Genomic DNA, 12,022 nt, shown 5'->3' with positions numbered 1-12,022 from the left:
TGGGAGTCTTGTCTTGCGGGAGAAGCCATTTCGGTGCGAGTGCGTTGTCATCGTCGAAATGGTGCCTGGGAGAGGATTTGAACCTCCACGGGGTTGCCCCCACTAGCACCTGAAGCTAGCGTGTCTACCAATTTCACCACCCAGGCTGAGCGGTTACGGTGTTATAGCATCATCCGGTGAAATTTTGGTGCCTGGGAGAGGATTTGAACCTCCACGGGGTTGCCCCCACTAGCACCTGAAGCTAGCGTGTCTACCAATTTCACCACCCAGGCAGTACCGGATGTGCCTACCGTCGGCAAGCAGGCGCGCATACTAATGAGCGGGCCCGGCTCTGTCAACAGTTTTTGTGGTCTTGCGTCGTCTCCCTGTTCAGAAAAAAGGGAGGTAAAACAAGCGGTTGAGTCACGACCCAACCGCATCGCGCGCCTGGTTAAACGGTCAGGTTCGACATCACCCGCTCGGCGGCCGCGAGGGTATCGTCGATGTCCTGCTCGCTATGCGCCAGCGACATAAAGCCTGCTTCAAAGGCCGAGGGTGCCAGATAGACCCCTTCGTTCAACATGCCGTGGAAGAACTGGTTGAAACGCGGCACGTTGCTGGTCATCACATCGCTGAACCGGCGCACGCGCTCAAGGTCGGTGAAAAAGAATCCGAACATGCTACCGGCGGAATTCGTGGTCAGCGGAATGCCCGCGGCCTGGGCTTTGGCTTTCAAACCCTCAGTCAGGGCGGTGGTCCGTTCGCTCAGTTGCTCGTAGACGCCGGGCTTGCTGATTTGCTCCAGTACGGCCAGGCCCGCGGCCATTGCCACCGGGTTGCCCGAGAGCGTTCCTGCCTGGTACACCGGGCCATTGGGTGCCAGAAAGTCCATGATGTCGGCCCGGCCGCCAAAGGCACCGACCGGCAAGCCGCCACCGATAACCTTGCCCAGGGTGGTCAGGTCCGGTTTTACGTTGTATAGCGCCTGAGCGCCGCCCAGTGCGACCCGGAAGCCGCTCATCACTTCATCGAAAATCAGTACCGCACCGTTGTCGGTACATTCGCTGCGCAGCGTCTCCAGAAACTCGGGCTCGGGCAGTACGCAGTTCATGTTACCGGCCACCGGCTCGACGATCACACAGGCGATGCGATCGCCGTATTCCTTGAAGCAGTCGCGCACGGCCTGGGGGTCGTTGTAATCGAGTGTCAGGGTGTTGGCTGCTACCGCCGCCGGAACGCCTGGCGAGGTGGGCACACCCAGTGTCAGCATGCCGGAGCCCGCTTTCACCAGCAGGCTATCAGCGTGGCCGTGATAGTTGCCTTCGAATTTCACCAGCAGGTCCCGGCCGGTGAAGCCACGGGCCAATCGAATCGCCGACATGGTCGCCTCGGTACCGGAATTGACCATGCGGACTTTATCCATCGACGGCACGATGGCACAGACCGCCTCGGCCATGGTGACTTCCTGCTCGGTCGGAGCGCCAAAGGTCAGCGCCAGGTCGACCTGGCGGTGTATGGCCTCGCGCACTTCTTCGAAGCCGTGGCCCAGAATCTGCGGGCCAAAAGACAGCACGTAGTCGATGTAGGACTTGTCGTTAATGTCGAACAGCCGTGATCCCTGGGCGCGCTTGAAAAAAATCGGCGTGCCACCGACCCCTTTAAAAGCGCGAACCGGAGAGTTGACGCCCCCGGGGATGGTTTTCTGGGCGCGTTCAAACAGAGCAGCGAGTTGGTCGGTCATGGTGTGGGCCTGTGTAATGAATGTCTGGCAACTATTGTCGTGGTAACCGGCTGCTTAGGCAAACCCGGCCGGTCCGCGGCCGTGCTTATTTGATCGTAACCGGACGAGCTGGGTATGATTGGGTCACTTAAGCCTGACACAACGGACAACGCCGATGACCGATTCGGTTCCACAGCACTTTCTGGTTCCGTCGAAGTTATCGGTGCCACACCTGCCCCCCAATGCCATTCGCCGCCCGCGCGTTGACCAGAGCTTTGTCGATGCCTGTCGGCTGCCGGTCGTGGTGCTCTGTGCACCGGCCGGTTTCGGCAAAACTGTGGCCACCTTGCATGGGGTTGATGCCTTGCGCGAAAAGGTGCCCTCAGCCCGGCTCGCCTGGTTGTCGCTGGACCCGGAAGATTCGGACCCGGTGGTATTTGCGGCCTATTTCATCTCAGCCATTGCCAAGCAGGTACCGCTCAGCGAAGCCCTGTGCCACGCTGGTGTGCACGATCGCAAGACCCGATTGAAATCCCTGTTCGGGCAATTGCTGTTCGAGCTCGACCGGATCGATCAGCGGCTGGTGCTGGTACTGGACGATTACCACTGCGTTGAAAACGACCAGGTCCACGCCGCACTTGCCTATCTGGCGCGGCATCTGCCACCGCACATCACCCTGGTGCTGACGACCCGCTCCGATCCCCCTGCGAGCATCATGTCGTTGCGCCTGCAGGGGCTGGTGGCCGATATCCAAAATGATGTATTGGGGTTCAATGTCTGCGAAACCCAGCATTTCTTTCAGAGCCTGGGCGGCTATCAGCTTGAAGATCACGATGTTGAGCAACTGCTCGATCATGTCGAGGGCTGGGCGGTCGGGCTGCAGTTGATTGTTCTGGGGCTGAAATCGAAACCGTCTTTTGATGAATTGAAAACCCGGCTGCAACAGAAAAACCTGAATGCAATCGACTATTTCGATTCCGAAGTCTTCGATGCGCTGCCGGCCGATGTACAGCATTTTATGATCCACACCAGCCTGGTGCGACGGTTCAACACCGAAGTCGCCGAGGCGCTGACCAAAGACATCAATGTTCACGAAGTGCTGGAATACCTGCAGCGACAACACCTGTTCATCATTCAGTTCAACGAGCCCCGGCAATGGTTTCGCTACCATCACCTGTTGCGGGAGTTCCTGCAGCACAAGCTGACCCTGCTGCACAGTGGTAATCTCAGTGATCTGCACTTTCGGGCCAGTCAGGCGTTTTTGAAGCTGGGCTACATTGTCGGCGCGGTCGATCATGCCATTAAATCCGGCGATCAGGAGCAGATTGTCAGAATTCTCAAGCTCTACGGCGATGACCTGATTCACAAGGCCCATTACGAGCTGGTACAGCGGTGTCTGACCGAACTGCCGATGGAGCGGATTGTCCGTGAACCCAAGCTGGTGCTGGTGAACTGCTGGGTGGAAGCCATCTTTGGGGATGCGCGTCAGGTGGAAGGCTGTCTCAACCGAGCCCGCGGCCTGATCGATGATAGCGACACCGGGCGCCTGCTTTCCGCTGAGTTTGAGACGGTGCGCTCCCAGGCTAGCTATTCACTGGGTCAGTTGGACATCGCCGAGCAGGCGGCGCTGCGTGCCCTGAATCTCTTCGCCGAAGACAATACCCGTCGGCAAAGTGCACTGCTGACCTACGCCAATATCCGATTCGACCTGGGCGACATGGCGCGCGCACTCGATATCTACGAGCAAAGCGAGCTGCTCAGCCGCCAGGAGGGGAATCACGATGCAGTGCTGTGGAGCCTGAATCAGCAGGCGCAGATCTGGAAGCAGCGATGCGAGTTTGACCGCTCGCTGGAGCTGTGCCGTGAAGTACAGCGCTACAGCGACGCCCAGGGCGTGGCCAATGGCTTTAACGTCTGTTTTTCCCTGTTGTATCAGGCCGAATTGGCGCTGGAATCCTACCGGTTGCGCGAAGCCCGGATGCTGATCAACGAAGCCGGGGTGGTGTGCCAGAACTGGGATGAATTCTGGTCGCGGCATCTCTTTGGCTGGTTGCTGAAAATGGAACTGCTGAAGGGCAAGCCAACGACCGCGCGCGAACTGTCGGGCTTGCATGAAGGCATCCTGTCGATGGACAGCGTCGCCGAGCAGTTGATTGGCTATTCGCTCGAAGTACAGCTGCTGTACTGGTGGCAAACAGACGATACCCAGAAAATTCTCACCTGGCTCAAGGTGCACCCACCAGTAACCGGCTGCCGGAACCTGCACGACTTTGGAGAGCTGAGAGCTCAGTTGTACGGACAACTGGCGCTGGGTGAGGTCGGACCGGCGCATCAGCGGGTCCAGGCAGAACTGGCTCGTTTCGACGACCGGCCGGCATCGGAGTTCCGGCTAGAGCGTTTCCGGCTGCTGTTGCTCAACATCGCCATTCTGATGATTCAGGGCGATGAAGAGGGTGCCAGAATGGCGCTGCTCGATATTCTGGCCGATCTGCAGACCTATCAGATCGTCGCCAGTCTATTGTATCTGCGCCAGTGGATCATGCCGCTGTTTGAACAATTGCCGCTGGCGTCATTGCCGGAAGATCAGGCCCGGTATGTCGAGCAAGTGCTGATTCTGTACAAGCAACGTAATACCTCCAGCCGGCGTGGGGAGCAGGAAGTACCGGATGGTCTGCTGGCGCTGGGCATTTCCAGAAAGGAATGGCGAGTGCTGCAATTTATTATGGATGGCAAGAACAATGATGACATCGCACAGAGCATGTTCATCGCTGTCAGCACGGTGAAAACACACATCAACAACCTCTACAAGAAGTTGGCCGTGACGCATCGCAAGGCGGCCATCGCCCGGGGCCGGGCCCTGAGCGGCGATGCAGACAGCGAGTAAAGGCCAGTTGATTAGCGCCGTTGCGGGCTGGAGTCCGGGCGCGGAAATGACTAGACTGGGGGCTTCCTTGGATTGAATGTCCGGGGATTGTCTAGTTGATAGGTAGTTATTGGCCAACGGCCTTTTTGGCCGTTGGTCTTTTTTTTGCCCGATCAGAAGGGCTTGATAACGACCAGCAGAACAATACCCACCAATACCAGAGTCGGGGCTTCGTTGAACCAGCGATACCACTTGTGGCTGTGGCGGTTGTCGTCCGCTGCAAAGCGTTTCAGCAGGCGACCACAGGCGTGGTGATAGCCGAGCAGTAACACCACCAGAAACAGCTTGGCGTGCATCCAGCCCATCGACAGCCAGGCCGGGGTGACCACCAGCATGGCAATGCCGAGTGTTACGGTAACCACTGCACTGGGTGTCATGATGCCCCGGTAGAGTTTGCGCTCCATGATCTTGAAACGCTCCTGGCTAATCGTGTCCTCCGCCATGGCGTGGTAGACGAACAGGCGCGGCAGATAGAACAGGGCTGCGAACCAGGTAATAACGGCAATAATGTGAAAGGCTTTGAGCCAGAGGTACAGCATCAGCGAAGGTCTCCTTCGGTGGTAAGAACGGTGGCCAGTTGGGCACGAGTGATCAGAACGGTTGAGGTAATATCCGGTGAATACAGGAAGCCAGCAGTGTCTTCGCGTTGCAACAGACGCACCGCCTCCAGCAGGTTGATGTCCTGGTTTACCTCAACCAGGCGGCTGAATGGCGGGATCACGGCTTTTAGTGCATCGGCCATTGCCGGACGGGTCTCAGCTGGCAGTTGCACCCAGTCTTGCACAGCCTGGCTGAGCGGGGTCTTGTCGATCAGATAGCTGGCCTCCGTCAATTGCAGCACCACCCAACGCTGGGCGTCTTTGACGGTGCGCAGCGCCTGATCGTCACTCTGGGTCAGGTCCAGGCGGGTGAACTGGCCGGTAGCCAGTTCCGACAGACTGCGCTGAGCCAGCGCCGTTCGTACCGGGTTGGTCTCAATCGTCAGCCCCTTGAACGCCAGCAGGCTGTGGTAAATCGACGGAATGCGCAGGCCGTGCTGACACACCAGGTTGGCGCCGAGCACCACAATCATCGCCGGAAAGACGGCATGGGCGTTGAGCGATAGCTCCAGCACAGCAATCAGTGCGGCCAGCGGTGCATGCAGCACGGCACTCATCATCGCCGCCATACCCAGCAAGGCATAAAAGGCCGGACTGCCATCGCCGGGCAGCAGGCTGCCCATCAGTCCGCCGGCGCTGGCGCCAATCAGCAGGGTCGGGCCGATCAGCCCCGCAGGAACGCCCAGGCCCACCGCTGTCGAAGTGGCAATGAACTTGGCGATGAGCACAACCAGCAAGACCGACCAGACCAGTTCGCCGTTAATGGCCTGATTAATGGTGTCGTGACCCAGTCCCAGTACTTCGGGTACGCCCAGCGCCAGCGTACCGGTGATCAGGCCAGCCAGCAGTAACCGGGCTGGACGCTGATGCAACCGCAATTGCATGAACAGCCTTACACTGCGGTTAAACCCGGCCGCCAGCAGTCCAATCAGCAAGCCCGCGATCAGCAGGAAGGGCAGATCGGTAAGGCTACCCTGATAGGCCAGGTCGGTCACAAAGGCCGGGTGTTCGCCAAACAGGAAGCGGGTCATGGCGGCTGAGGTCACGGAGGCGGCGATGATGGGCGTAAAGCCGAGCAGGCTGTACTCCATCAGGATAACTTCCATGGCAAAGAGCACACCCGCCAGCGGCGTGTCGAACGCCGATGAAATGGCAGCGGCGGTACCGCAGCCAATCAGCAGTCTTAGCTGGCTTGGTACCCGGTTGGCCTTTTGCCCCAGTTGGTTGGCTATGCCCGCACCCACATGCACGGCCGGACCTTCCTGGCCGACGCTGTGGCCGGAGCCTAGCGATATCAGCGCCGCGAAGAACTGGAAGACGGCATTGCTGGCCGGTAAACGGCTGCGACCGCGCTGCAGCCGGTCGAGCACATGGGTAATGCCGATGGCGTGACTGTGCGTCGGCGTGAACCGGAACAGCAGAATCAGGGCCAGACTGCCGAGAATAGGCAGGGCAAAGCGGGTTGGAGCCGACAGCGATTCGAAATCGTCCCGGTAGGCACCGTTCAGTTGCTGCAGGATCAGATCCAGGCCCAGCATGAACAGCGCCATCACCAGGCTCGTGGCAATGCCGGTGATGCAGCCAAGTATGATCAGCGACAACAACCCGTCCGGTTTACCGAGTAAACGGCGCCACTGACGGATGGAAGGTAAGGGCATAGGCGGATTGGCTTGTAACCGAATTGGCTGCGACCTTATCATAGGCGGTCATGGCGTTGCAGTGATTCATCGCCCGGCTGGCTTTCAGACACCGTCTGGGGGCGTAAGACCGGGAGTCAGGGCCGGCTCATGCCGGTTGCTGGCAGGCGCCCCTATCCCGTCGGAGTTGGCATGGCGAAAGTAAAAGTAGCACCCGTACGGCAGATGGTTGTCGTTCCGTACCGGCCCTGGCGACGCTGGCTGGTTCGGATTGTTGGAATTGTGATCATTGCCCTGGCAGTCTACGCTGCCTATCTGTATGGTTTTCAATCAGGTGGCAGTCAATACGAGACCTTGCTTAACCAGCGCGCTGAATTGCGCCAGAACCTGCGCGAAGCCGAACAACGCCAGGAAGCCCTGCGCTTGCGTGTGGCGCAACTGGAGCGTGGCTCCGAGGTCGACCGCCAGGCGAACGAAAATGCCCGGCAAACACAGCTGGAACTGAGCGGTCGTATTGCCGAGCTCGAAGAGGAAGTCGCCCTCTATCAGGGGATCATGTCGCCCTCCCTCGATAACGAAGGGCTGCGCATTCAGGAAGTCACACTGGAACCGACCAGTTCCAGCGACCGTTACCGGTACAGCCTGATGCTGACCCAGGCGGGCAACAATTCTCAGTATCTGCAAGGGTTTGTGGGTGTCAACATTGTAGGGACGCAAAACGGGGAGCGCGTTGCGCTGCCATTAAAAGATGTGTCCGAAGCAGTGGATGATGTGGATATTCGATTCCGTTATCGCTACTTTCAGGATATCAAGGGCGACCTGGTGTTGCCTGAAGGGTTCATACCCGACCAAATACAGGTGATAGCCCAGGCCGTCGGTGATCGTGCCGCTCGGGTAGAGGCAGCCTACAGCTGGTTGGATTTGGAGAACGGAAACAATGTGGGGCAGTAAACAAACCGTGGCTAACGACGTAACGCTTATATCAGTAAAGGCCGAGATCAGCGGCGATATCCGGGTGTCGGGCGGCTTGCACGTCGACGGCCGCATCAAGGGCAACATTCTGGCCGACCCCGACAGCGGAGCCGCCGTGCGCATCAGCGACAAAGGCTATGTGGAGGGCGAGATTCGTGCGCCGAACATCGTCATCAATGGCGAGGTGAAAGGCGATGTGTACTCGTCCGAACACATTGAATTGGCCAAAAAAGCCGTCGTCACCGGTGACGTGCATTACGTCATGATGGAGATGGTGATGGGCGCCAAGGTGAATGGCAAACTGCTGCACGTAGCGGCCGAGAAAGGCAAGAAGGTCAGCAAGCCAGAGCCTGTCGAGCCCAAACCGGTTGCCGATACCCCGATGCTGGATGCCGGCAAGCCTGCCAATAAATCCTCCTGACATCGACCGGGATCTACGCCGGGTCCTTGAATCTGGCCTTGTCCGCCCCTATCACTGTGGTGCCCTGCCACTGCGGGCAGGGGCGGATCGAATCGCCTGGCAACCCTGAGAGTAGCTCTATGAATTTGGAACCACTATGACTGTGAATGCAGACGTCCAGGAAGCCCTGCTGATTACCGAGGCAGCGGCGCATAAAGTGCGGCAATTGGTCGAGGAAGAAGGCAACGACCGCCTGATGTTGCGCGTTTTTGTGACCGGGGGCGGTTGTGCCGGGTTTCAGTACGGTTTCACCTTCGACGACGACGTAGCTGAGGACGACACCGTTATCGAGCAGGCTGGTAGCACCTTCCTGATCGATTCGTTGAGCGTCCAGTACCTGGCGGGCTCTACCGTTAACTATACTGAAGGGCTTGAAGGTAGTCGGTTTTCCATTGAGAACCCGGCGGCTGAGACAACCTGCGGGTGTGGCTCGTCATTCTCGATGTGACCGCTCAGTGACTGGCGCACAGGCATAAAAAAACCGGGATTACCCGGTTTTTTTATGCCTGTGCGCCAGCGGCGTTCTGTGTTCAGTCGGCCGCGACGTAGGTTTCCTCGAATACCTGCAGCTGCCCCATCATGTTTGACGCAAACTCTTCAAATTGCGGCAGGAACTGACGGTCCAGTGGCTGGGCAGTGGGCAAATCAACAGTTTGCGGGTTCTTGTGCACACCATGGACCAGAAATTCGTAATGCAAGTGCGGTCCGGTCACCTGACCGGTAGCGCCGACATAGCCGATAATCTGACCCTGGCGAACCCGGTTGCCGGCACGGGCGTTCTTGGAGAACTGACTCATATGAGCGTACAGGGTGCGAATGCCGCCGCCATGTTGAACCACCACGACATTGCCATAACCGCCATTGCGACCCGCTGAAACGACTTTGCCATCACCCGTTACCTTGATGGGGGTGCCGGTGGGTGCCGCATAGTCCGTACCCTTGTGCGCCCGAATGGTGTTCAGAACCGGGTGGCGGCGGTTCGGGTTAAAGCTGGAGGAAATGCGGAATACGTCCATCGGTGTACGCAGGAAGGCCTTGCGCATACTATCGCCGTTCGGCGAGTAGTAGTCTGTCCGGCCGCCTTCATCGGTGTAGCGCAAGGCATTGACTTCACGGCCCTGGTTGACGAAGCGCGCCACCAGAATGGGGCCATCGCCCAGCTTTTCACCATCTAGGTACTCTTCCTGGTAGATCAGTGAGAACGTATCGCCAGCGCGGATGTCCAGTGCAAAGTCGATGTCCCAGCCATAGAGGGTGGCCATCTGCATGATCATGTTATCGCTGAGGCCCGCTTCCTTGGCAGAGAGGTACAGCGATGAATCGATGGTCGCTTCAGCAAAGCGGGTGTGAATCTCGGGCTCCCGGACGATTTTCTCGATGTCGAAGCCATCGTCCGTCAGGCTGATGCGGTGTTTGACCAGGATAGACTCGCTAAAGGTAACGCCGCGAAGCAGGTTGTCGGCATCAAATTCAAACTCAAAGGACTGGCCAGGGTAGATACGTTCCAGAGGGGTGCTGATTTCTTCAATGGCCAGCATGCGGTACAGGACACGCACACCGGCATTGGCCCGTTCGAACACAGTCGACAGCGTATCGCCCGGCTGAACTTCCTCGGCAACGCGAGTAAATTCGGGCTCTTCTGGCACTTCAGGGCTGGGCGTTGGCATGACTACCTGGGGGGGTAGCTCGACAATGACAGATTGGCTGGGTGCCGGCCACATTGCCACGGACAGCATGACAAAGGTCAGGGCGGCGACGCCAATGGCGTGCCAGCGCGGGAATCGTTTCATGATCGTAAACAGATGAATCACCATGTTAAAACAGTCAGTTGGCTTAAGATGTTAATGCATTATATTAACAGGCTGCGTGATATGTGCTAACTGATATCACATCCTGATATAATTAGTCCCTTATTTATATGTAAATTTATTTTGAGGAGACTCCATGTCCCTGGAGCAGACACTGGCAGAAATCCGTCGCGGCACGGAAGAGATACTGCTCGAAGAAGAACTGGTTAAAAAGCTCGAAAGTGGCCGTCCCCTGCGTATCAAGGCCGGTTTTGACCCCACCGCGCCCGATTTGCACCTGGGTCATACGGTCCTGATGAACAAGATGCGGCAGTTCCAGGACCGGGGTCATACCGTCATTTTTCTGATTGGTGACTTTACCGGCCTGATCGGCGACCCGTCTGGCAAGAACTCGACTCGCCCGCCGCTGACACCTGAGCAAATCGCCCAGAACGCCGAAACCTATAAAGAGCAGGTGTTCAAGATTCTGGACCCGGAGAAGACCGAAATCCGGTTCAACTCTGAATGGTTCAACCAGCTGGGCGCCGCCGGCATGATCAAGCTGGCCGCGCGCCACAGTGTGGCACGCATGCTGGAACGGGACGACTTTAAAAAGCGCTATAAAGCCAACGAGTCCATCGCTATCCACGAATTTCTGTATCCTCTGGTACAGGGTTACGACTCGGTGGCGCTGGAAGCAGACGTCGAACTGGGCGGCACCGACCAGAAGTTCAACCTGCTGGTCGGCCGGGAACTGCAGAAGAGCGAAGGGCAAGAGCCCCAGGTCGTCATCATGACACCCCTGCTGGAAGGGCTCGACGGCGAGAAGAAGATGTCCAAGTCACTGGGCAACTACGTCGGTATCACCGAAGCCCCGGGTGCCATGTTCCAGAAGATCGTCTCGATTCCCGATTCGCTGATGTGGCGCTGGTATGAACTGCTGTCGTTCAAGACGCTGGAGCAGATCGAGGCGCTCAAAGCCCAGGTCGAGCAGGGCGCCAACCCCCGAGACATCAAAATCGAGCTGGCCCGCGAGCTGGTGGCCCGCTTTCACGGCGAGGATGCTGCTGCCAATGCCCATAAAGGCGCAGGCAATCTGGTTCAGGAAGGCGAGGTTCCTGAAGACACGCCACACGTCACCCTCGAACTGGCCGACCAGACCGAATTGCCCATCGCTGCCATCGTGAACCGGGCTGGGCTGGCCGCCAATGCTGCCCAAACCCGGGATATGCTCAAGAATGGCCGGGTCAAGGTTGACTGGGAAGTGGCCGGCGCTGACCTGCGCCTGCCCGCCGGTGAGTACCTGGTGCAGGCCGGTAAGAAGAAGCTGGCGCGGGTTACTCTGAGCTGAGCCACTTTTAGTCTTCCTGCTTCTATATACTCAAATTAGGGTTTCGCTAAGGAGACTAGCGGTGGGTGCCGGGTATGCCCCTGAGGGGTAGTCCGCAGCAGGGACTAAAACGCCAGGAGCGTTTTTAGCATGAGCGAAGCGAGCCCGAAGGGTGAATCCCAGGGAAGGGATTCATATCCTGCGGTCTAGGCTCCATGGAGGGATTCACGCCGACCCCTCAGGGGCATACCCGGTATCCAGTGCGGGCCAATACCACCCATTCCAGACGTTGCCCTGGATCCTGCAGTTTCATCTTTTTACCTAGCTGTCATCGAATAGACAACTTTCTGTGAATCACCTCTTGACCCTCCCTCAGAAAAGACTATTATACGCCTCCCTCGCCGCACAGCGGTGACGGGAAGCCTCTTTCCAGCAGTACGATTGAGCCTTTTTAGACCAAGCCTAAGTGGTTGATTTAAAAAGGAAAAATGCAGAAAAGAGGTTGACAGCGCGGCGCAGATCATTAAGATACGCACCACGTTGAACGAAGCAGCCAATAGCGCCAAGCTTCGAGTTCCTTAACATTGTCAGAAGTAATTCGTGTGGGCGCTTGTA

At 57.9% G+C, this 12,022-nt stretch carries 9 protein-coding genes and 2 tRNA genes; 5 read left to right on the top strand and 6 right to left on the bottom strand.

Translation table 11 applies throughout. The annotated features are described in order from the left end of the window. Nucleotides 1-59: 59 nt before the first annotated feature. The 3 genes from ABJT94_RS12920 to hemL form a co-directional block, all read right to left on the bottom strand. Nucleotides 60-146 (bottom strand) — tRNA-Leu (locus ABJT94_RS12920). Nucleotides 147-185: 39 nt separating this feature from the next. Next, nucleotides 186-272: transfer RNA gene (locus ABJT94_RS12915), tRNA-Leu, on the bottom strand. A 158-nt stretch (nt 273-430) separates the two neighbouring features. Continuing rightward, nucleotides 431-1,720 carry a glutamate-1-semialdehyde 2,1-aminomutase gene (gene hemL, locus ABJT94_RS12910; RefSeq protein WP_348474190.1) on the bottom strand — a complete coding sequence of 430 codons (1,290 nt, stop codon included), beginning with the start codon at nt 1,718-1,720 and terminating at the stop codon, nt 431-433. A 154-nt stretch (nt 1,721-1,874) separates the two neighbouring features. On the opposite strand from hemL, the gene ABJT94_RS12905 reads away from it, so the two are divergent. After that, on the top strand, nt 1,875-4,583 hold the full coding sequence (locus tag ABJT94_RS12905; RefSeq protein ID WP_348474189.1) for a LuxR C-terminal-related transcriptional regulator: 2,709 nt from the start codon (nt 1,875-1,877) through the stop codon (nt 4,581-4,583). Nucleotides 4,584-4,735: 152 nt separating this feature from the next. Here ABJT94_RS12905 and hemJ read toward each other — a convergent pair whose 3' ends face one another. Both hemJ and ABJT94_RS12895 read right to left on the bottom strand, forming a co-directional pair. Further along, nucleotides 4,736-5,161 (bottom strand): protoporphyrinogen oxidase HemJ, encoded by a 426-nt coding sequence (gene hemJ / locus ABJT94_RS12900; RefSeq protein ID WP_348474188.1) that lies wholly within the window; start codon nt 5,159-5,161, stop codon nt 4,736-4,738. Further along, on the bottom strand, nt 5,161-6,879 hold the full coding sequence (locus ABJT94_RS12895) for a chloride channel protein (protein ID WP_348474187.1): 1,719 nt from the start codon (nt 6,877-6,879) through the stop codon (nt 5,161-5,163). Before ABJT94_RS12895 ends, hemJ begins: the two co-directional genes overlap by 1 nt. A 171-nt stretch (nt 6,880-7,050) precedes the next feature. Here ABJT94_RS12895 and ABJT94_RS12890 point away from each other — a divergent pair, with 171 nt between their 5' ends. The 3 genes from ABJT94_RS12890 (at nt 7,051) to erpA (ending at nt 8,738) form a co-directional block, all read left to right on the top strand. Then, the gene (locus tag ABJT94_RS12890) at nt 7,051-7,809 is read left to right on the top strand and encodes a DUF6776 family protein (RefSeq protein ID WP_348474186.1); all 759 of its coding nucleotides are present in this window, start codon (nt 7,051-7,053) and stop codon (nt 7,807-7,809) included. Then, complete coding sequence (locus ABJT94_RS12885; protein ID WP_348474185.1) at nt 7,796-8,251, top strand: polymer-forming cytoskeletal protein; 456 nt, start codon at nt 7,796-7,798, stop codon at nt 8,249-8,251. Before ABJT94_RS12890 ends, ABJT94_RS12885 begins: the two co-directional genes overlap by 14 nt. A gap of 136 nt (nt 8,252-8,387) precedes the next feature. Continuing rightward, nucleotides 8,388-8,738: an iron-sulfur cluster insertion protein ErpA gene (gene erpA, locus ABJT94_RS12880; RefSeq protein ID WP_348474184.1), complete on the top strand. Its 351-nt coding sequence runs from the start codon at nt 8,388-8,390 to the stop codon at nt 8,736-8,738. A gap of 82 nt (nt 8,739-8,820) precedes the next feature. Here erpA and ABJT94_RS12875 read toward each other — a convergent pair whose 3' ends face one another. Then, nucleotides 8,821-10,104: a peptidoglycan DD-metalloendopeptidase family protein gene (locus ABJT94_RS12875; RefSeq protein WP_348474183.1), complete on the bottom strand. Its 1,284-nt coding sequence runs from the start codon at nt 10,102-10,104 to the stop codon at nt 8,821-8,823. Nucleotides 10,105-10,234: 130 nt separating this feature from the next. Here ABJT94_RS12875 and tyrS point away from each other — a divergent pair, with 130 nt between their 5' ends. Then, on the top strand, nt 10,235-11,428 hold the full coding sequence (gene tyrS / locus ABJT94_RS12870; protein WP_348474182.1) for a tyrosine--tRNA ligase: 1,194 nt from the start codon (nt 10,235-10,237) through the stop codon (nt 11,426-11,428). Nucleotides 11,429-12,022 lie beyond the last annotated feature (594 nt).

Source organism: Saccharospirillum sp. (assembly GCF_039982735.1).
GTDB lineage: Bacteria > Pseudomonadota > Gammaproteobacteria > Pseudomonadales > Natronospirillaceae > Saccharospirillum.
The sequence above is the reverse complement of the archived record's forward strand: the minus strand, read 5'-3'. Positions and strand labels throughout refer to the sequence as shown.